At 37.7% G+C, this 20,570-nt stretch carries 16 protein-coding genes; 9 read left to right on the forward strand and 7 right to left on the reverse strand.

All coding sequences use genetic code 11. The features are described from left to right. Positions 1-60: 60 nt before the first annotated feature. Together AAW12_RS21135 and AAW12_RS21140 are read right to left on the reverse strand one after the other, a co-directional pair. The gene (locus tag AAW12_RS21135; protein WP_046675678.1) at positions 61-1,581 is read right to left on the reverse strand and encodes an acyl-CoA dehydrogenase family protein; all 1,521 of its coding nucleotides are present in this window, start codon (positions 1,579-1,581) and stop codon (positions 61-63) included. Positions 1,582-1,752: 171 nt separating this feature from the next. Then, positions 1,753-2,619 carry a helix-turn-helix domain-containing protein gene (locus tag AAW12_RS21140; protein ID WP_197084130.1) on the reverse strand — a complete coding sequence of 289 codons (867 nt, stop codon included), beginning with the start codon at positions 2,617-2,619 and terminating at the stop codon, positions 1,753-1,755. 233 nt (positions 2,620-2,852) lie between these two features. Between AAW12_RS21140 and AAW12_RS21145 the strand changes: the two genes are divergently transcribed. Further along, positions 2,853-4,061, forward strand: coding sequence for an exo-beta-N-acetylmuramidase NamZ domain-containing protein (locus AAW12_RS21145; RefSeq protein WP_046675679.1), 1,209 nt, complete (start codon positions 2,853-2,855; stop codon positions 4,059-4,061). A 94-nt stretch (positions 4,062-4,155) separates the two neighbouring features. Continuing rightward, the gene (locus AAW12_RS21150) at positions 4,156-5,409 is read left to right on the forward strand and encodes a PQQ-binding-like beta-propeller repeat protein (protein WP_046675680.1); all 1,254 of its coding nucleotides are present in this window, start codon (positions 4,156-4,158) and stop codon (positions 5,407-5,409) included. 32 nt (positions 5,410-5,441) lie between these two features. On the opposite strand, the gene AAW12_RS21155 is transcribed toward AAW12_RS21150, so the two are convergent. Then, on the reverse strand, positions 5,442-5,792 hold the full coding sequence (locus AAW12_RS21155) for a DUF2200 domain-containing protein (RefSeq protein WP_046675681.1): 351 nt from the start codon (positions 5,790-5,792) through the stop codon (positions 5,442-5,444). Between the two features lie 575 nt (positions 5,793-6,367). On the opposite strand from AAW12_RS21155, the gene AAW12_RS21165 reads away from it, so the two are divergent. Then, on the forward strand, positions 6,368-7,117 hold the full coding sequence (locus AAW12_RS21165; protein ID WP_046675683.1) for a HesA/MoeB/ThiF family protein: 750 nt from the start codon (positions 6,368-6,370) through the stop codon (positions 7,115-7,117). A 113-nt stretch (positions 7,118-7,230) separates the two neighbouring features. Beyond that, entirely contained in the window at positions 7,231-7,941 is a 711-nt protein-coding gene (locus AAW12_RS21170; protein ID WP_046675684.1) for a hypothetical protein, read from the forward strand. On the opposite strand, the gene AAW12_RS21175 is transcribed toward AAW12_RS21170, so the two are convergent. Next, positions 7,938-8,492, reverse strand: a complete 555-nt coding sequence (locus tag AAW12_RS21175) for a response regulator transcription factor (RefSeq protein WP_053003901.1) — start codon at positions 8,490-8,492, stop codon at positions 7,938-7,940. The genes AAW12_RS21170 and AAW12_RS21175 overlap by 4 nt on opposite strands. Positions 8,493-9,432: 940 nt before the next feature. Between AAW12_RS21175 and AAW12_RS21180 the strand changes: the two genes are divergently transcribed. The 3 genes from AAW12_RS21180 (at position 9,433) to AAW12_RS21190 (ending at position 17,494) form a co-directional block, all read left to right on the forward strand. After that, positions 9,433-12,570 carry a GH92 family glycosyl hydrolase gene (locus AAW12_RS21180; protein ID WP_046675685.1) on the forward strand — a complete coding sequence of 1,046 codons (3,138 nt, stop codon included), beginning with the start codon at positions 9,433-9,435 and terminating at the stop codon, positions 12,568-12,570. A 393-nt stretch (positions 12,571-12,963) separates the two neighbouring features. Next, complete coding sequence (locus AAW12_RS21185) at positions 12,964-15,213, forward strand: GH92 family glycosyl hydrolase (protein WP_046675686.1); 2,250 nt, start codon at positions 12,964-12,966, stop codon at positions 15,211-15,213. Positions 15,214-15,247: 34 nt separating this feature from the next. Next, on the forward strand, positions 15,248-17,494 hold the full coding sequence (locus tag AAW12_RS21190) for a GH92 family glycosyl hydrolase (RefSeq protein ID WP_084823275.1): 2,247 nt from the start codon (positions 15,248-15,250) through the stop codon (positions 17,492-17,494). Between the two features lie 87 nt (positions 17,495-17,581). Here AAW12_RS21190 and AAW12_RS21195 read toward each other — a convergent pair whose 3' ends face one another. The 3 genes from AAW12_RS21195 to AAW12_RS21200 all read right to left on the reverse strand — a co-directional run bounded on the left by AAW12_RS21195 (position 17,582) and on the right by AAW12_RS21200 (position 18,743). Next, positions 17,582-18,142: a GNAT family N-acetyltransferase gene (locus AAW12_RS21195; protein ID WP_046675687.1), complete on the reverse strand. Its 561-nt coding sequence runs from the start codon at positions 18,140-18,142 to the stop codon at positions 17,582-17,584. A gap of 114 nt (positions 18,143-18,256) precedes the next feature. After that, the gene (locus AAW12_RS26105; RefSeq protein WP_197084131.1) at positions 18,257-18,487 is read right to left on the reverse strand and encodes a hypothetical protein; all 231 of its coding nucleotides are present in this window, start codon (positions 18,485-18,487) and stop codon (positions 18,257-18,259) included. A 7-nt stretch (positions 18,488-18,494) separates the two neighbouring features. Further along, complete coding sequence (locus AAW12_RS21200) at positions 18,495-18,743, reverse strand: hypothetical protein (RefSeq protein WP_046675688.1); 249 nt, start codon at positions 18,741-18,743, stop codon at positions 18,495-18,497. A 385-nt stretch (positions 18,744-19,128) separates the two neighbouring features. Here AAW12_RS21200 and AAW12_RS21205 point away from each other — a divergent pair, with 385 nt between their 5' ends. Together AAW12_RS21205 and AAW12_RS21210 are read left to right on the forward strand one after the other, a co-directional pair. Beyond that, complete coding sequence (locus AAW12_RS21205) at positions 19,129-19,629, forward strand: hypothetical protein (RefSeq protein WP_046675689.1); 501 nt, start codon at positions 19,129-19,131, stop codon at positions 19,627-19,629. 26 nt (positions 19,630-19,655) lie between these two features. Further along, positions 19,656-20,531, forward strand: a complete 876-nt coding sequence (locus AAW12_RS21210) for a hypothetical protein (RefSeq protein ID WP_156167725.1) — start codon at positions 19,656-19,658, stop codon at positions 20,529-20,531. Positions 20,532-20,570: the final 39 nt, after the last annotated feature.

Here is a 20,570-nt window from a genome sequence, read left to right on the forward strand (position 1 = left end):
TGGCATCTTGCTTTTAGTTCGTTTTGCTAATAACGATTTACCCCTGTTGACCGCTCCGTATTAAGAAGTGAACTTCATCCAATCCGTGTTCTCGTCATAGTTCTTAAGAGGTTCTGCATTATTATTATTCGATAATTGACCTACCAACATATAAATATCCATACTCACGTGTTGACGTGTTATTTCAGTCATCTTATCATTGAACCCGGCATTGTTAATTTGTAAAACATACTGAAAACAAATGACGCGGGCGATTATCTTTCCAAGTGTAAGCAGTTCGCGCTGCTTCGGCTGTAGCGGAAAGTCAAAATTCAAGATTGATGAGAAAAATGGTGCTGCAAATTCAGTTGAGCTATATTTTTTTAAGAACGACAATAAGTTGCTTTCTTTGGTTTTGCGCATAAGTTTACCGATCGCTTCAGCCACCTGAGAATAAAGCATTTCATTTGACCCCTCAAAGATTTGAAAGGGTCTACTGTCTATGAGGCCACGACCTGCAACATGGTCTAACCTGTAGCCATTTGCACCGGATAGTTGCACACATATTTGCGCGGCTTCATGCATCAAGTCTGTCACAAATGCTTTCACACTATTGGCATCCACACCATAGGCTGAAAGGTCGTTATGGATAGAGCTGATCGAGACACTGTATGAACACATTGCAGAACACAATGTAAATGCAGCCTGTATGCGCGACAACTGAAATTTAACAGCGTCTAATTCATTTAAACTAATACCCGCTACACGGCGTTCAGAACAATGGGTCATGGCCTCATCCAACATCCGTTTTATAAAACCCATGCCCATTCCAGGGAACTGCAATCTGCTGCGGTGGAGGGTATCTAACATCAATTTAATTCCTGTACTTTCCGGATTTAGTTTATGATCCGCGGGAACATTGATATCAATGTTGTTGACACCATAAGGAATTGCATAGAGACCAAGGCTATTGTATTTCTTTGTGACAACAATCTTTTGTTCTTCGACGGCGTTCTCTGTGACAAAGAAATCTATATCCCGCACCAGTTCTCCATTTTCGTTTTTCTTGCGCGCTGTTACGAGCCAAAAGTCTGCAGCTCCAGTAAGACCTTGCCAATGTTTTTCACCTTTTATATAGTACTTATCGTCCCTTTGTTCGTAAGATGTTCGCATATTGAGTGCGTCACTGCCGTATGCCTGTTCCGTAATCATTAGTCCCCCCATGGCCTGATTTTCCAAAAATTGCTGGAATACCCTTTCTTGAAGTAAGGTGTTGCCGTATTTGGCAAAAGGTTCCAAAAATAGTGCAATATTAATCCCGAAGATTAGCGATAAAGATAGTGATTCATAAGAAGCTGCTGCCAGTACGCCCAAACATTCTTTTACATGAAGACCACGACCACCGTGATGTTCGGGGATAGCAACCGACAAGGGTTGCATTTTCATGATCTCTGCTAAAAACTCAGGCGGTAGCCCGCGTGTTAGACTGAGCGAGTTGTAATCATACTCTTTATTAAATAAGCTTGATAGCCTAGTTTTAAAATCTGCAATATACAAATCGAAATCTTGGGTTATATTGTTGTGTTCTGAAACCTTAAGCATCTTTAAATATGTAATTAAATGATGGAACAATGTGAACATTGAGAATAATAGAGTACTACCGAATTGAAATTCTCTTTTGCTTCAATGACTTACACAAAAATAACTGCAATCAACTTGATTCTCTTGTGTACTTTGGTATAAAAGATAGGACAAATCGTGCATATTAAAAATCTAAGTTGCTCTGTTTCGATAAGAAGTAGGAGAAACGCCAACTATTTTTTTGAAAAGCCGTGAGAAGTAAGAAGGATCAGAAAAATCCAATTCATAACAGATGTCTGCAATACTTTTAGTGGATTCAAACAACAGAAATTGACTGTGCATAATCAATACTTCTAGGATGAGTTCTTTGGAAGATTTTTTAAATACTGAAAATACACAGCGATTAAGGTAGTTTGTAGATACTGCAAGTTTGTCGGCGTAGAATGAAATGTTTTTTTGCTTTTTGAAGTTTTTGTGCACGAGTTGTTTGAACATCATCGCAATTTCTTGCCTCCGATTGAGGGCCTGATTGGAGGAAGAAAGTTTGATGATTTTTAAAATTGCCGATTTTAATAAATTTTCAAACAGTTCTCGATAAGGTAATTCCGAAAGCAATTCATTATAAAGTAATCTAAAAAGTTCCTGGAGATCACCGCTGTCTTGTGCAGTTAAGTTAAGTAAGGGGGAGATATTAAAGATATTCAAAATCTCCTGTTCCCTGAATATAGAAGTCATTGCATTGTCGTTGATCAAAACGCAATGCCCTTTCGCAGATTTATCGACAGACTTTATTGTTGAGATATTACCATAATTGCTGATAAGGATTGCCGGAGCCCGAACGACATATTCTTTGGCACCGATCTGATGTTTAAAATAACCTTCTGTTATATGGACGAGGAGGTTGTAGCCCAAGAAAATCGGCGGAGTAGGGAATTTAATGTAAGGAGCGATTTCACTTAGCTGAAATATTTTGATCGGCGATTGCTGGTAGCGAAGATGCTCCAAACTACCTGTCATAAAACGATCTACAAATTCACCCGCATTTACCTGCTTTTCCATGATCAATTATTAGTGTAAAAATTTAGTAAGCCACAGTCTCTGAATGTCATCTATTGTTTCATGGGTGAATCATGCTACCCAATAATATTCCAAAGTTAGCTGGATAAAACTTGTTTATCAATTTTAATAAATGATTTGCTAAAATAAAGCTTTATCCTTAGTTTAGTTTTTCGCAATCGGATAAATAGCTTGCTGCTCGGGGGCTATATTTTAATAGTATAAACCAAATGAATATGAAACCATTGCTCATTTTAATGTTGACGCTTTTCCCTTTCACAAATGTAGCTGCACAAATTGCGTTGGATTATTGTAATGATCGTATACAAACCGGCGCCGAACAGACCGAGCGATATATTCCCTATTTAATGAATAAACGCGTTGCGATATTGGCCAATCCGTCTACGGTTATTAAAGGGAAACATCTTGTTGATAGCCTAATTGCGCGAGGTGTGCAAATTGTCAGAATATTTGGACCCGAGCATGGATTTCGTGGAAATGCAAGTAATGGGACTGAAGTGGGAGATGAAGTCGATCCCACAACTAAAATTCCTATTGTGTCTTTGTATGGAACTAAGAAAAAGCCGACAGCGAAAGATTTAAAAGATATTGATCTGTTTATTTATGATGTGCAGGATATGGGTGTAAGATTTTATACCAATATTAACACACTTCGAGATATTATGGAAGCCTGCGCCGAAAATGATAAGGAACTCTTTATTTTAGATCGCCCAAATCCCAATGCCTATCTAATTGATGGACCTATTTTGGAAATGGAATATAAGTCGGGTATCGGACAATTCCCTGTTCCTATTGCACATGGGATGACCACAGCTGAATTTGCTCTGATGATTAATGGAGAAGGCTGGATGGCAACTCAAAAGAAATGTAAATTGAAGATTATTCCTGTCGCAGATTATGATCATAGTATGCTTTATAGACTGCCAGTCAATCCTTCGCCCAACCTAAATACGGAACAAAGTATACTCTTATATCCAAGTACTTGCCTTTTTGAAGGTGTAAAAGTAAATCATGGCAGAGGCACCGATTATCCTTTTGTTGTAATTGGTAGCCCGATTTATAAAGGTGTATATGACTTTTCATTTGTCCCTGTCAGCAAAAAAGGAATGAGCGAATCACCGCTGTTTATGAATGAAGAATGCTATGGAATAGACCTGCGTAAGTATGATCTCCAACAGCTTGTCGCTAGTAAAAAAATAAACCTGTCGTGGATGATAGCACTTTATCGAAATTCCCCAGAGAAAGAGAATTTTTTTGATCAATCATTTTCCAAGCAAATTGGCAGTATTGAAAAGCTTGTAGGTGTAGGTTTATTTCGTAAGCAAGTCGAAGCTGGTGTTGCGGAGGATGAAATCCGAAAAAGTTGGGAGCCGGGCCTAAGCAACTACAAAAAGATCAGGAAGAAATATCTAATCTATCCCTAATAAAAAGGCTCTCTGGTTCTTATAAAGAAATGTGGATAGCTCATTAATTTTATAACGAAGTGGAATAACCCATAATCTTAAATTAAATGTAGTGATGTTTGGATTAAAATACGATTGGCGCCCGATTATTATCCTATTTTTTACCATAGGAGGTTTTTATCAATTACGGGCACAGCAGCTGGCTAGGAGCCTAGATCGTCAAAATTATATCGCACAATCCAACATCAGTTTAAATCCCGCATTGAAATGGAAATTCAAAACAAATGGAAGGCTGTTTTCTTCGCCCATCATTTGGGAAGACATCGTTTTTGTCGGGTCTTGCGACAGTAATCTTTACGCATTGAATAAAACTAGCGGTAATATACTTTGGAAGTATAAAACCGCTGGTGAAATTCGATCAACTGTCGCTGTCGATGCTGGAGTAGTGTATTTTTTAAGCGCTGATGGCTACTTTTATGCCTTGGAGGCCCAGACAGGACGTAAATTATGGCAGTTTTCAACCAATGGTGAAAAGAGCTATGATGTATGGGACTATTTTCTCTCATCTCCGGCAGTTGCAGATGGCGTCGTCTATTTTGGATCTGGAGATCACCATATCTATGCCTTAGATGCTAAATCTGGAAAACTTGTTTGGAAATTCCTGACTGGAGGAATTGTGCACGCAGCCCCGACGTTGACACGAGAGCATGTTTTCATTGGTAGTTTTGATGGTTTTTTCTATTGTTTGAAAAAAGATGGTACCCTACATTGGAAGTTTAAAACAGTAGGCGAACGTTATTTTCCAAAAGGCGAGATTCAGTTTCATGCCGTAGTTGCCGACAATACAGTCTATTTCGGTGCTCGCGACTTTAATGTATATGCGCTTAATACCACGAATGGAAGTGGTTTTTGGGTATATCATCAACCGGGAAGCTGGACAAGTGTTCCTAGCATTTTTGACGAAAAGCTTGTCGTAACCATGTCGGATTCCTATAGTATACTTGTTTTAAATAGAATGGACGGTGTGAAAATAGTTGAACCTAAAGTGCCTTTAAATACATTTAGTAGCGCCTCTATCGTTGGTAATGAGGCCTTTTTTGGGACAATGGATGGTGTAATTTATCGGTTGAACATTAAAAACGGAGAAGTTGTACCTCTTTTTCAAACGGAGTCAAGTAAAAAGAAAAGGCAATTGTTTATAAATGATGAAAATGTGCTCCGCGCCGATCTGCAACAAAAATATAAGGATGATATTACACGGCTGTTTGCAGACTACCTACAGATGGGAAGTATCTTTTCGACAATATGGATTGATGAAAATCGGCTTTATTTTAGCTCCGCAGATGGTGCCATCTATGCATTGGAATAGCAAGTACGCACTTTTACAAATCGTAGCAGGGCTTACTTTCTCAGTATTTTTTCCATGGATTTACCTTTGGCCAGTTCATCAATTAATTTATCGAGATAGCGAACCTTCTGAACCAGCGGATCTTCAATATCCTCGATGCGATAGCCGCAGATTACACCTGTGATCTTCGAAACATTTGGGTTTAAACTTGGTGCTTCTTTAAAGAAATGTTCAAAGTCAATTTTATTGTCAACCGCTTGCTGTAGTGATATTGGGCTGTAGCCGGTTAGCCAGAAAATGATTTCGTCAACCTCTTCTTTTGTGCGTCCTTTTCTTTCGGCCTTTTGTATATAAAGTGGGTATACCCCAGCAAATGACATGCGATATATTCTTGTATTATCCATTTTTATGCGTTGATTTTATTAAAGGTATTCATTTTGAATGAAAATAAAAACAAAGGATGGTTGGCTAATACTGTAGATGGGGTTCTTTATAATTCTTCCCGTTGTTTTGTCAAAAGTGATCAATCGATTTGATTCTCCATAAAAAAGAATTAGCGCGAATGTTTTGTCGGATTCTTGGTTAAAAGAATATCTTTTGCATTGCCTATTCGAAAACCTGAGTTTTCACCATTTATTTCATTTTCTAAACAGACGATGATCCGTTTTTCAAGGAACCCTTTTTTCTCCGTTATTGCTAACCAAGGATGTTCTAATACGCTATATCCAACGATTTGAGCACGGACTACAATTGGGCAACGAATCCAAAAGTAAAGTTAGTGTGGTAGTGTTTTATTTCTTAAGTAATTTACTTTTCATTCTTGGTGATTTTTATTTGAAAATAAGGAAAATAACAGAGGAAATAGGCTTAGGTAGTCAATACAAAGATGGTCTTCTCGTTACTTTTTAAAATCATGTGAAGGTTTATATGTTAATTTTATAACCTATAATTCTATCTTTACGATTATAAAATAGGAGAAATGGATTTGAGGTATATTCGAAATAGCATATATATAAAAGAAGAGGAACAACAACAAATCAAGGACTTTCCGGTGTTGATAGGGGGGTGTGGGATAGGTAGTTATATCGCTGAGTGCTTATTGCGCATGGGGTTCGAAAATTTAACAATTGTTGATGGAGATATAATTGAATTAACGAACTTAAACCGACAAAATTATACCAATAAGGATATTGGTGCAAAGAAAGTGCTTACCTTGCAGGATCGCTTGTACGCAATTAACCCAGAAGCTAAAATAACGGTATTTCCCGAGTTTATTAGCAAGGATAATCTATATGATATTGATCTGAATCATAAGGTTGCCATCAATGCATTGGATTTTTCTTCCGATATTCCCTTTGTATTTGACCAATATATGGCCCAAAAAAATATACCTGTAGTGCATCCTTATAATTTGGGCTGGGCGGGATTTTTAACTATTCTTCCCCCAGGGGGGCTTAATCTGCAATCATTGGAAAAGACTTATCAGACATTCGAATTAAATGTTGGTAAATTTATTGTAGATAGTCTACAAACAAAGGGTATTGAAACGAGATGGTTTGAGGAATTTTTAGTAGAATATGGTAAAATAGCGTTGACGTCTCCGCCGCCGCAGCTATCAGTTGGTTTATATCTGCTATCGGGAATGGTAAGTCACATCGTGTTCAATTTGGCAACAGCAAAACCTGTAAACTTCTTTCCCGATTCATACTATTTATCGATGATTAGCTAAATATAATATAACGTAAAAAAAGTAATATTTTATTACACTTTTGTGTAGTAATCCTATAGCTGCGAGAATTTAAAGGGAAAGTCCTTACTTTTATTGCTCTTGAATACATCTACATGAATTGGGCATCTGATAATTATTATTTCACTAAACTTAAAAAGGACGAGCTTTTTGAGCTTATCCACTTTTATTTAAGGACTACAGCTGATTATTATAATTTAGATGATTCCCTTAATGAGGAATATACTTATCATTATAAAAATTTATTAGGCGAAGACCTAAGTTTTTTTGACACGTCAATTTATTATGTATTACGTGATCGAGAAATGCATAATATCCATGCATCAATACGTATTACCTATTGGGATCGGGAAACGGTATTACCTATTCAAAAATTGTTTTCAGTAACGAAAGAAGAGCTTTTGTCGCAAAACGTAAATCACTATTGGCATATAGGCCGGTTTATTATTTCGAAAAGGATTGAGGAGAAACGGATCAGTATATTGAAAAAAATGTTATTTGACGCATTCTTTCCACCCTATTTTCTTGACAAGGGTTTAATTATTGCCGAATGTGATAAAAAACTGGTCAATACCTTGCTTAAACTTGGGATACCTTCATATGAGCTTGGAAGTCCAATTATCTATTTGTATTCTGAAACCTTGCCTATATATATTAAAACCGAATGGCTTGATTTTTTCATCCAAAAAAATACGATTGCACAATATTGTTTAGCCAATAGTAGCGATTCGGACAGCTTCACACTCAAGGCAAAAGATATGGGCTTTCAGAATAATAATGGTAGCGAAAATATGCTATCTAATTAGAATAAAGACAGTTCAATGGCAAGTGCGGTGGCTTCAGTAATACTCTTGACTTTTAGTTTCGAGAATATTTGCTTTTTGTGAAACTTAATCGTGTCAATTGAAACGTATAATTTATCAGCAATTTGTTCCATTGTGAATCCCTGGGCAGAAAAAAGCAAGATATCTTTCTCGCGTGGTTTTAATTTGACATGTGGGGACTCTACCCAAAGATCAGTCGCTAAGTCATACTCGAATTGCTTCCCGGCATCGTCAGATTTAAATTTAATATTCCCTGCATTGGCATGTGAAGAAATAGAAACTACACATAATGCTATCCAAGGGTTTGAAGACTTGTCCAAGAGAATAGGCTTCAGTTTATGATTTATCAGAAGTGGTTTCCCATTTGATTGCTTCAAATGAAAATCATAAGATATTGAATGTGTTAATTTGTCTTCATGTGTGAGATTTTCAAAAAATTCGAATCCGACATCGTTTATCTTCTTTAACAGATGCAAATCTCCTTCAGGTACATTGTCGAAGTAATGTTGATATCCTTTTTTTTTGAACTTCAAGAGGCGAATTTCCACATAAAAATATGGGATTATCAGATACGAATAAAAAGCTCTTTTTCGAATAATCAATTAAATAGATACTTTGATAAGTTAATTTACTTAACGATTTAGCGAAATTAATGTAGGCGTCTACAATCTCATAATCATCCTTTGTAAAATTATCTTTAACATGTACCGGCTTAAAAAAATCTTCAATTTCAACTTTCATAATGTAAATTACAAATAGGATTTACCTCGTATCTCAATATAATTAGGATAACTTTCATGCTAATTTGTAAGGCAAAATATTGTATCAACCCAAATTAAATATATAAAATACTCCTAATGGCATCTTTTAGAACTTTAGTTTCTCTGACAGCTTAAAATAACCTTTAAATTTTAGCACCTTTTGCCTTATTTTGTAGTGTCATAAATTTCTACACAAATGTGTAGAAAATTTCTGATATTATAAATTTAATAGTTTTACTACTTATCTTTGCTCGATATAGCAATTAAATTATATAAATATAATTCATTACAATCAATTTCCCAATAATAATTTTTATATAATTAAGATATTTGACAATGTTTGGCGCAAATATAATAACAATTTCTGCTAATTTTCTGTAACCCTCTTCGTTAAAATGTTATTACCTTAACTCTATTGTTTTTTTCTTTTGTAGAATATGGGCTGACTTTATCGTCCATGAACTGAAATCTATCATGTCTCTATGATTATCTCAACTAAATTTAGTTAGGTTCTTTCTTTTTGTATGTATATACATTTTGCTGTTATTCATTTGTTATTTGTTTTTTTTGTAGTAATATTGTATTTAAAGTTTTGCTTTTAAACGCTTTTGTAGATTTTAAATGTATATACAATGTAATGTGTTTTGTGAATTGTTTCGTGCAGTTTATTGGGAAAGCAACTAATGCAAAAAAATTATAAAATCTGATACTTATGAAACTACGTTTCTCACTTTCTTTTGCCACCGGGCTGTTGTTCATGTGTGCTCAGTCTGTTATTGCTCAGGAGTACACAATTTGGCAACTGGGGAATTCAGACGGTTCAAGCAGCGAATTTGCCTTGTCACCGAATGGGTATAAGAAATTCTTGGAACATGATTTTGGTTATGAAGACAATGCGTTTATCATCGGTCAATCATCTTTAAAAAGAGATTTACCCTATGTATTGCCCGGTCCGGCCAATGAATGGGGGGGAACTGGAGGAACCTCTGGGCTGAGAACACATTTTTTGAATTTATACTATGTGTTAAACGATAGCGTAAAAAATGATCAGTGCACACTCCAGGTCAAGTTAGCAAATAGTGACCCTAAAAATAGCGCTACGTTACAAATCTCTATTAATGGTAAGCCCTATAATTTTGATGTAAAAGCGGGAATAGGAGCGGGAGAACCCATTGGTAATGCCTCAAAGTCTGGGAATTCTACAATAAGCATTCCTTTAACAGCAGATCTCATTAGAAAGGGAGGAAATCAGATTACCATGACTGTCATAAAGGGAGGTTGGGTTGAATTTGATTCCTTCAAATTGCTTGGACCACCAGATATAAAGTTAGTAACCGATCGTTCTGTAATTGTTAGAAATGTACAGCAAGCTGATTTTGAGATCCTAAACGGAGGAAAACCCGTCCAAAATATGCTGGTTGATCTCTTGAAATTGAACGATAATGAGCAGTTGAAAGTAGTCTTAGATGGAAAGAAAATTTATGAGAAAACACTTGAAAAAGGTGCCGCTAAACTTGAAATACCAATGCCTTATGTCACTAAGGACGTATGGAGTAAGTATGAAATTTATAGTAATGGGCAATTAATACAGTCATCAACGATCAAGCGCTCCCCAAAAAAGCGAGGCGGAGTTTCCGATTATGTGAACACGATGATGGGCGCAGCACATTCCAGATGGATGATAGCCCCAGGACCATGGATGCCTTTTGGCATGGTAAAGATAAGTCCAGATAACCAAAATATTGGGTGGCAGGCAGGTTATGAACCTTCTGTCGAGTCTATTGGTACTTTCAGCCATATCCATGAATGGACAATGGCTGGATTGGGAACATTTCCGACAGCAGGCCCGTTGAAAACCAAGGTCGGCGATCAGTACAGCACAAACACGGGATATCGATCAGCGATAGATAAAACCAGTGAAAAGGCACCATTGGGATATTATGCTGTTCATCTGCTTGATCACGATATCGATGTGAAATTGACGGCTGGTACACGTTCCAGTTTTCAACAATATACCTACCATAAGTCGGACACAGGACGTATTATGATTGATCTTAAGGTTAACGGAGAATATGATTATAAAATTAAAGACTTCTCGCTAAAAAAGGTTTCTGACTATAAGGTCGTAGGATATAGTAATCAATTATCTGAAAACGTTTGGTCCACGGATGCAAAACAGGATTATGTCGTATACTTTGTTATGGAGTTTGACAAACCTATCATAAACTACGGCACATGGCATAATGATCGGTTGACTGAACGGGCTGATTTGGTTGCCGATAGCGCTCAATTTGCGGGAATGTACGTGGAATTTGATGTGCACAAAGATAAGGCTGTACAACTGCGCACAGGGATTTCTTATGTGAGCTTAGCCAATGCAGAGGAGAATTTAAAAACGGAACTGACGGAGCCATTCGGATGGTCCATTGATCGGGTCGTGGAAAATCAACATAAAGTTTGGGATGAACTTTTAAGTAGATTGGAGATAAAGTCTTCAGACTATTTTGAAAAAGAGAAATTCTACTCCAATATGTATCGCACTTTGGCAAGCCGAAATACATTTAGTGATGTAAATGGTCAATGGAGGTCTTCGGATGAAGTGATACGGACTTTAGCCCATAAAGGAGATATCGCTTTAGGCTGTGATGCTTTCTGGAATACCTTTTGGAATTTAAATCAATTTTGGAATCTGGTGACACCGGAATGGTCCAATAAATGGGTTAGATCGCAACTTGCGATGTATGACGCAAATGGCTGGCTTGCGAAAGGGCCGGCTGGGATGGAGTATATTCCCGTCATGGTTGCAGAACATGAAATACCGTTAATTGTTGGAGCATATCAGATGGGGATTAGAGACTATGATACTGAAAAGGCATTTGAAGCTGTTAAAAAGATGCAGACAACAAGTCCATTGAAATTTGAAGGTGGTTTTGCCGGTAATAGGGATTTGGATGTCTATTTAAAATATAAGTACGTTCCTTATGATTTGGGCCGGTTTTCTAATTCAATGGAATATAGTTTTGACGATTGGACAGTTGGGCAGTTTGCGAAATCGTTAGGAAAGGAGAAAGAGTATAATTATTTCAATGATCGGGGAACCTGGTGGAAGAATGCGATAGATGTCAATAGTGGATATGCAAGAATGAAAGATGCCAAAGGTGAATGGTACAAAGATTTTGATCCTTTTAAATCGGGAGCTAACCATCATTATGTAGAAGGAAATGCATGGCAATTGACCTTTTTTGTGCCACAGGATATTCCTGGGCTAGCAAAAATGATCGGACAGGATGTGTTCTTAAAACGATTGGAATGGGGATTTCCAGAAAGTGAAAAATGGCGCTACAATGGTCCTAATGATCAATATTGGGATTATCCTGTTGTTCAGGGAAATCAGCAATCAATGCATTTTGCCTATATTTTTAATTGGTTGAATAAGCCCTGGTTGACACAAAAATGGAGCCGCTCCATAGGTGAGCGTTATTATGGCCAAGGGGTTTCGAATGCTTATCTCGGCGATGAAGACCAGGGGCAAATGAGTGCTTGGTATATCATGAATGCTATTGGTTTATTTCAAATAGATGGTGGAACAAGGGTCAAGCCAATTTATGAAATAGGAAGCCCACTCTTTGAGGAAGTTAAGATTAGATTGGATGGTAAATATGGAAGAGGTGAACAATTTATTATCAAAGCGAAAAATGCAAATAAGAAAAATATGTATGTGCAACGCGCAACATTAAATGGAAAACCGCTCAATACCTTTTATTTTGATGCTTCGGAACTTCTGAAAGGAGGTGAGCTTGTTTTAGAAATGGGCGCTACCCCGAATAAGCAATGGGGACTGTATCAATAAAAAATATATTTACTGCTAGATCACAATAGACTGTGTTGAACTATAACAATGATTTGTTAAAATTTGGTTAAACAATTAGGACTGATATAAGAAACTTGTTTATGATGACGTTATAGGTGTAGTTTCATAATTTAGGTTAATAATTGGTTAGTTAGTAAAAGCCTGAAGTTCCCCACTTCAGGCTTTTGTTATTATTGGTCATCATAAATTCGGTTGCTTAACATGTATAGTTTTGCTAAATCCTATTAACAAACGTAAAATCATCGATATAACGACTTGTAAGATTTGTAAATCTTTACGATTATCTGTAGTATTGTAGGTACACGCTAAAATGCGCGGCCTATGGTGTTTGCTTGAATCAAAGCAATTAACAATGTCGTCTATCAAGATTATATGATCAAATTTACTCGTTTTTTACTTTTAGGATTATTTCTTTGGGAGAACGTTTCTGCCCAAAAGCTTCCTACAGATTATGTCAACCCGTTTATCGGTACCAGCAATTATGGAACAACTAATCCGGGTGCCCAGGTTCCCAACGGCTTGATGAATGTTTCTCCTTTTAATGTAATGGGATCATCACTTAATGCATTTGATAAGGATGCAAGATGGTGGTCTACTCCCTATGAACATAGCAATAGTTATTTTACAGGTTTTTCTCATGTTAATTTAAGTGGGGTAGGATGTCCAGATATGGGAAGTCTGTTGTTGATGCCAACTTCGGGGAAATTGGAGGTTGATTATCATCAATATGGGAGTACCTATACACAAGAGGTTGCCCATCCGGGATATTATAGCAATATATTAAAGAAATACGGTATCAAGACAGAAGTCTCAGCGACAACCCGTGTAGGTGTGTCGAAATTTACTTTTCCAAAAGGACAGGCAAATATCCTGCTTAATTTGGGCGAAGGTTTAACAAATGAAACTGGCGCAACAGTTCGTTATGTAAGTGATACTGAAATTGAGGGATCTAAGTTGCTGGGCTCTTTCTGTTACACGAACAATCAGGCTGTTTATCCAATCTTCTTTGTTATGCGTGTCAATAAAAAACCGTCAAAAAGAGGATATTGGAAATTCCAGCGTGCCGGAGAAAAATGGGAAAACGATTGGAATAAAGACGCCGGAAAATATAAAATTTTTACGGACTATACCGATCAGCTTTCAGGCGATGATCTTGGTGCCTTTTTTAGTTTTGATGTCAAAGAAAATGAAAGCTTAGAAGTACAGCTTGCCGTATCATTTGTGAGTGTTGAAAATGCGCGTAAGAATCTAGATGCTGAGCAAGAGGGCTTTAACTTTGAAAAAACGCAAAATCAGGCTGCCTCACGTTGGAATAATGCATTGTCAAAAATACAGGTCGAAGGTGGGACGGCGGATCAAAAAACGGTGTTCTATACGGCATTATATCATGCTATGATTCATCCAAATATCTTGCAGGATGTAAACGGAGAGTATCCGGCAATGGAAACCCGGAAGACGCTCGTTGGAGATCACAATCGTTACACCGTGTTTTCGCTATGGGATACGTACCGAAATGTTCAGCCATTGATGTCCTTGGTTTATCCAGATAAACAGGTGGGGATGATACGTTCCATGATCGATATGTATAAGGAAAACGGCTGGATGCCTAAATGGGAGTTGTATAGCCGAGAAAGTTATACCATGGATGGTGATCCCGCGGTACCTGTGATTGTTGACGCATGGATGAAAGGTATTCGAGATTTTGACGTTAATACAGCTTACAAAGCTTTTCTGAAATCGGCTACGACTACGGATTCGACAAATAAAATTAGACCAGACAATGCGGACTATGTGAAGTATGGGTATGTTCCACTGCGCGATTCATTTGATAATTCGGTATCTCATGCCATTGAATATTATGTTGCCGATTGGAACCTCGCCCAACTGGCCGCTTCATTGGGGAAAACTAAAGATGCTCAGCTTTTTGCTAAGCGAGCGCAGGGATATAAACACTATTATTCTTCGGAGTACGGGACCTTCAGGCCCATCCTTCCTAACGGCAAGTTTTTAAGCCCATTTAACCCATTGATGGGCGCCAATTTTGAACCCAACCATGGTTTCCATGAAGGTAATGCTTGGAACTACAGTTTTGCCATACCATTTGATATCCCCGGTTTGGTGAAATTGTCGGGCGGAAAGCAAAAATTTGTAGATAGACTACAGGCAACTTTTGATAAAGGGTATTTTGATGTTACCAACGAACCAGATATGCTGTATCCACATGTGTTTTCTGAAATAAAAGGAGAAGAATGGCGTACCCAAAAGCTAGTCAAAGAAATTTTAGAAAAGCATTTTACCAATAGTCCCGGAGGTATACCAGGAAATGATGATACAGGTACAATGTCCACATGGGCTTTAATGAACATGATTGGAATCTATCCTTTTTGTCCAGGTAGACCAGATTATACTATTGTGACACCTGTATTCGACAAAGTGACCATCCAACTCGATAAGAAATATTATCCAAACGGAGACAAAGTGACGATAAGGCGTCAAAAAGCGGGTGTCGGTGATTATATCAAAAAGATCGTTATCGATGGAAAACCATTCAATGGATTTAAAATCAACCATCAGACTTTGGTCAATAGCAAGGATATCCTAATCGTAACTGGAAATAGATAATTAGGCAAACTAAATTGAAAAACTGATCTACACGATGAAATATATTAATTATGCGGTCTGTGCAGGCCTTTTGTCCTTAATTGGTTGCGCTTCGCTAAAAAACTCCGATGAGACTTCTTATGTAGGATATGTAAATCCTTTTATCGGAACGGATTTTACGGGCAATACATATCCGGGAGCACAGTCGCCTTTTGGAATGGTACAGCTCAGTCCAGATAATGGACTACCAGGCTGGGACCGTATTTCCGGATACTTTTATCCTGACAGTACGATTTCTGGCTTTAGCCATACACATTTAAGTGGAACGGGGGCCGGCGACTTGTACGACATATCTTTTATGCCGGTTACCTTACCTTATCATGAAGCCCCGGCTCCCTTAGGTATACATTCCAAATTTTCGCATAAAGACGAAAAGGCTCACGCCGGATACTATCAGGTAAAACTTGCTGATTACGATATAAATGTGGAGCTGACAGCGACGGCACGCTGCGGTATTCAACGCTATACGTTTCCAAAAGCCGAGTCTGCAGTATTTTTAGACTTAAAGAAAGCAATGAATTGGGATGCTACAACAGATTCATACATCGAAGTGGTTGATTCTGTCACTATCCGTGGTTATCGTTTTTCGGAGGGCTGGGCAAGAGGCCAACGCGTTTATTTTGAAACTCGGTTTTCCAAGCCTTTTACAGCTGTTCATATTGATAGTTCAGCAATTTTATCCAGCGCAGATACAACGGCGAAGAATGCAAAACGAATCGGTACAGCATTTAAAGCACGTTTTGATTTCAAGACAGCAGCTGGCGAACAATTGACTTTAAGTACGGCCCTTTCGGGTGTGAGTATGGAAGGCGCTTCCAAGAACTTAAAAGCAGAGGCTCCAAAAGATGACTTTGATTATTATTTGAAGGAGGCAGAGCACAATTGGAATCATGAACTGGGAAGGATAGCTATCGAAACCAAAGACAAAGAGGAGGAAGTTAAGTTCTATACAGCACTATATCATTCGATGCTGGCACCGACAATTTTCAGTGATGTTGATGGTGCTTATATGGGGGCTGACAGGAAGGTGCATCAGGCCGAAGGTTGGACCAATTATAGTACGTTCTCACTTTGGGATACCTATAGGGCTTCGCATCCATTATTTACCTATATAGACCCTAGTCGAGTAAATGATATGATTAAGTCATTCATTGCCTTTTATGAACAGCATGGCCGATTACCGGTATGGAATATCTATGGGAGTGAAACGGATATGATGATTGGCAATCATGCCATTCCCGTCATTGTAGATGCCTATTTAAAAGGAATCGGTGATTTTGATGCATCAAAAGCGTTAGAAGCCTGTGTTGCCACAGCTAATATTGATAATTACCGGGGTATAGGTCTTTATAAAAAATTGGGCTATGTGCCCTATGATGTCAAAGATGAATACAATGCCGAAAACTGGTCCTTATCACGAACACTTGAATATGCCTATGACGATCATTGTATCGCAATGATGGCCGATAAGATGGGAAGGAAAGATATTGCAGGAGCGTTTTTTGCGAGAGCTCAAAATTATAAAAATGTGTATAATCCGGCTACTTCATTTATGCAACCTCGCGATAGCCATGGTAAATTTATTACCCCGTTTGATGCGGAGGAATATAGTGCACATATCTGTGAAAGTAATGCATGGCAATATTTTTGGTCTGTACAACATGATATCCCTGGATTGATTAAACTTGTTGGTGGGCAAGAGCGCTTCGGACAGAAGCTAGATAGCATGTTTACATTTCATCCTTCCGACACCAGCAAGCTGCCAATTTTTAGTACAGGAATGATTGGGCAGTATGCACATGGTAACGAGCCGAGCCATCATGCACTCTATTTGTTTAATGCGGTTGGACAACCTTGGAAAACGCAGCAATATGCAGCCGAGGTAATGAACAAACTTTACTTGAATACACCTTCGGGATTAAGTGGAAATGATGACTGCGGACAGATGTCGGCTTGGTATGTATTCAGCTCATTGGGATTTTATCCTGTAGATCCCATAAGTGGAAAATACGAAATCGGTACACCTTTATTTGAAAAAGCTGAATTGAAGTTGTCCAATGGAAAGAAATTTACCGTGAAAGCTAACCATGTCAGTAAAGCCAATATTTATATCCAAGCCATTACGATTGATGGTAAGCCTCTTGAAACAAGTTATATCACACACGAACAAATTATGTCCGGAGCGACATTGGTGTTAGAAATGGGCGAAAAACCGGGACCGATATGGTACAAAAATAAATAGGATCTATAAGTATATGGAGATTCAAATGTGAAGCTCCCAAATAATTAAGAGAAGCCTCCAAATGAATATTAATCGATTTGGGGGCTTTTATTTTGTTGGCAGAATCAAGTTTTTGTAGAAGTATGTCGTGCTACACAATGTTCCATTCGGGAAGAGCGCATAATTTGGGATATCGCCGACTTTTGTCCAGCCACATTTTTGATACATAATATAAGCCGGGCTATCGGTTACAGTATCTAGTACCAATAGTGTTTTATTTAGATCAATGGCTATGTTTTCAATGTGTTGAAGTAAATTTTGTGCAATGCCCATTCTTCGAAAATCAGTATGGACTAACATTTTGGCGACATCTGCACGATGTATTTGATTTGAGGGGAGGTCGATTTGCAGTTGAACAGTTCCAGCGATTCGATGCGTAAAAGCATCTCTTGCAATAATCAATATTGTTTTTTGCTGCTTGACCTTGTTCAGTACTTCAGTCCAAAATCTTTTTGCCTGCTCAACTGTTAGATCTTCCATAAAGCCTACAGAGGCACCTCCTTGGACAATATTAAAAGTCAGGTCTACTAGTTCAGCAAGTAAGGCAATGCTAGATTCGTTGACTTCTTCAACGACAAAATCTGTATTGGAAATAGGTGAGGAACTCATGTGTTTGATTGCGGATGAGATATAGAAAAGGAATTGATCGCTATGTTATGTAAGAAAAGACATTCTGCTAATGATCGGCTTGGCTCTTCTGGTGAGAATTATAGTTAAGAATCGTTACTCGTTGCGGGTGAATGCATAATAGATGACGTATAACCAACCGAGTATCCCATGAATTAAAGCCCATAGTATGGATTTATTGCGATCCCATGAGGTGACAACGGCAATGACAGAACCGAGCCCAATACCCGATTGGGTGATCGTCTGTGTCGTTGATTTACTTATCTCTTGGCCAAATACAATATCCGAGATGAAAAGAAAGAATATGAATAATGCGAGGTGTTTCATGATGGGTTTATTGAGCTCCTCTTATTTTGAGTTCTTCATTGATTTCTTTTATTCTTTTAAAATTGAGAATAACAATAGGAGATAAGGCGAAGGGAATCGCCATTAGTGCGCTGAATCCTTTGTTAATTGACGTATATATCCCCATGCCTAATAGGATAAAGAGCATGGTGGTGAGCATCCATGTAATTACCAGCGCATTTTTTTTGTTGGTTTGAAGCTCTTCGTCAGTCATTCCGTTTAAAGGTCTGTTATTCATATTTCGGTGGTTTATAGTCTCTAAGTTCCGCAATTCTTTTTAAGAAACAAAGAATTTTGACTTAAATGATGTGTAAATCTTGTTAAATATAGCGTTTTTATTGTTTTTTGTTAATAAAGATTGATTAAATGATAAAAATAATAGGCTTCACGGTGCTTTTTTCTTAAATATTACAGCATAAGATGATTTTTGTAGACTCCTTTTTAAAAGAATAGCTTTTTCATCTTTCAGAGAAATAAATAGTTTGTGCAAAGTAAGGATAAGCGTATTGCTTTTTAGCGATCAGGTTGTACAGAAAATAACGAATCTTAAAACAACAACCACGAATATTAAACGAGACGGATACACTGATTTAAAAAGCTGTTATTTGTAAAAAAAATAAGAAATGAGAATGCTAGCTTTAATCTTTATGCTATTTACCATGTGTTCCTGTAGGGGTAATTTGGAATTGGGGTACAACGAGAAAATGGCTAAGCTCTTTCATAGTTGTCGGGAAAAATTAGATGAGAGCTATGGGAAATTGCTGGAAGGGGAATATGATGTCGATCAATCAGATTATTCATATCACATGAAATTGAATGAGGCACGTGGTTTGAGTAGTTACATCAAAGGACTAAAATGCGAGGCCTCTCAATTGAAACACAGTAAAACTGCTGAAAGTTTCCACATCGCTACAGTTGATTATATGACAGAGATCGTTGATGGATATGGTGTTTTATTAATTAAATATATTAATGAACAGAAAAAGGGAGCCCGGAAAAGTCTGATGCGGGAGATTACTGATGAAAAGGAGAAAATTGCAGCCTTAGCTGAGTCGTGTTTAGGACATCAAATAGCCTTCATGAATCAAGCTGGAATAAAAGTAGATAGTGAAATAGGAAAGTAGTTGAAATATATTTTAATTTTATAACGATGTTAATACGAAAAAATATGTGGTATTTGCTTATCATTTTACCTATGATGGCATTGTCCTGTAAGAGCAAAATAGCTGCGCGTCAGTCAATACCTCCGTATTCATTAGCTGATACAGCGAAGCCAGATTGGTATCGCGAATACTATGGTCGGGTTGTAATGATCGACAATGATTTTGTAACGCAGAAAGATGGCAATTATTTAGTAGATCTTCCTTTGCAGATCGTTCCAGATTCCACTTACGTTTTCTTTTTGAGTACTAAAATTCCAGTGGAATTACTAAAAAAATCCAATGAATTCTATCCCGATCTTCAACATTTTGTACTGATTGTTCCCGATTGGAAGTTTTATAGTGAAGTCGCCGAAGAAGCTTCGAAAAATGGGATGTGTATCGAACCTGCGACAACCAATTTTTATTATTCCATAAAAAGAGAGGATGGTATGGTTAAAGTCGACAGTCTCCGGCTTTCTGGTCTTGATAACCCTAGATTAGATTTTGTTAAACCAACTTCACCCAAAGGCATGCTTACAATTTATCGAAGAGACAGTTACGGATCGGTTTGTTGTCCGCGTGACCCGAAATGGGATAATGCAGACAAGGATGAGCTTTTCCTACGTGATTTTGAACACCGCAGTCACCTGAAAGTAACTAAAGGGCGGTATGTGCAGATGGAAGGTAAAGAAGGCGAAAAAAGTATCTATTATACCTTACCGGGATTATCTTCAGCACAGCGATTGGAATTTTTAGCAAATAAATATGCGCAATGGATTGCCAATAAGGGTACGGGAACAAGGACGATTATACCACAGTTATTTGCACCACAAATTATACCGATGGTAACCGAGGGCTTTAACAAAATGAAAGAATTACCATAAAGTTAAAAATAGTGCGATTTGGTTCTTTCGGAACAGTAT

The sequence above is a fragment of the Sphingobacterium sp. Ag1 genome (assembly GCF_000988325.1).
GTDB lineage: Bacteria > Bacteroidota > Bacteroidia > Sphingobacteriales > Sphingobacteriaceae > Sphingobacterium.

What these genes read in the sequence shown, in the direction of transcription:
- AAW12_RS21135 (WP_046675678.1), bottom strand. Translation starts at nt 1,581, where the DNA reads ATGCTTAAGGTTTCAGAACACAACAATATAACCCAAGATTTCGATTTG.
- AAW12_RS21140 (WP_197084130.1), bottom strand. Translation starts at nt 2,619, where the DNA reads ATGGAAAAGCAGGTAAATGCGGGTGAATTTGTAGATCGTTTTATGACA.
- AAW12_RS21145 (WP_046675679.1), top strand. Translation starts at nt 2,853, where the DNA reads ATGAAACCATTGCTCATTTTAATGTTGACGCTTTTCCCTTTCACAAAT.
- AAW12_RS21150 (WP_046675680.1), top strand. Translation starts at nt 4,156, where the DNA reads ATGTTTGGATTAAAATACGATTGGCGCCCGATTATTATCCTATTTTTT.
- AAW12_RS21155 (WP_046675681.1), bottom strand. Translation starts at nt 5,792, where the DNA reads ATGGATAATACAAGAATATATCGCATGTCATTTGCTGGGGTATACCCA.
- AAW12_RS21165 (WP_046675683.1), top strand. Translation starts at nt 6,368, where the DNA reads ATGGATTTGAGGTATATTCGAAATAGCATATATATAAAAGAAGAGGAA.
- AAW12_RS21170 (WP_046675684.1), top strand. Translation starts at nt 7,231, where the DNA reads ATGAATTGGGCATCTGATAATTATTATTTCACTAAACTTAAAAAGGAC.
- AAW12_RS21180 (WP_046675685.1), top strand. Translation starts at nt 9,433, where the DNA reads ATGAAACTACGTTTCTCACTTTCTTTTGCCACCGGGCTGTTGTTCATG.
- AAW12_RS21185 (WP_046675686.1), top strand. Translation starts at nt 12,964, where the DNA reads ATGATCAAATTTACTCGTTTTTTACTTTTAGGATTATTTCTTTGGGAG.
- AAW12_RS21190 (WP_084823275.1), top strand. Translation starts at nt 15,248, where the DNA reads ATGAAATATATTAATTATGCGGTCTGTGCAGGCCTTTTGTCCTTAATT.
- AAW12_RS21195 (WP_046675687.1), bottom strand. Translation starts at nt 18,142, where the DNA reads ATGAGTTCCTCACCTATTTCCAATACAGATTTTGTCGTTGAAGAAGTC.
- AAW12_RS26105 (WP_197084131.1), bottom strand. Translation starts at nt 18,487, where the DNA reads ATGAAACACCTCGCATTATTCATATTCTTTCTTTTCATCTCGGATATT.
- AAW12_RS21200 (WP_046675688.1), bottom strand. Translation starts at nt 18,743, where the DNA reads ATGAATAACAGACCTTTAAACGGAATGACTGACGAAGAGCTTCAAACC.
- AAW12_RS21205 (WP_046675689.1), top strand. Translation starts at nt 19,129, where the DNA reads ATGAGAATGCTAGCTTTAATCTTTATGCTATTTACCATGTGTTCCTGT.
- AAW12_RS21210 (WP_156167725.1), top strand. Translation starts at nt 19,656, where the DNA reads ATGTTAATACGAAAAAATATGTGGTATTTGCTTATCATTTTACCTATG.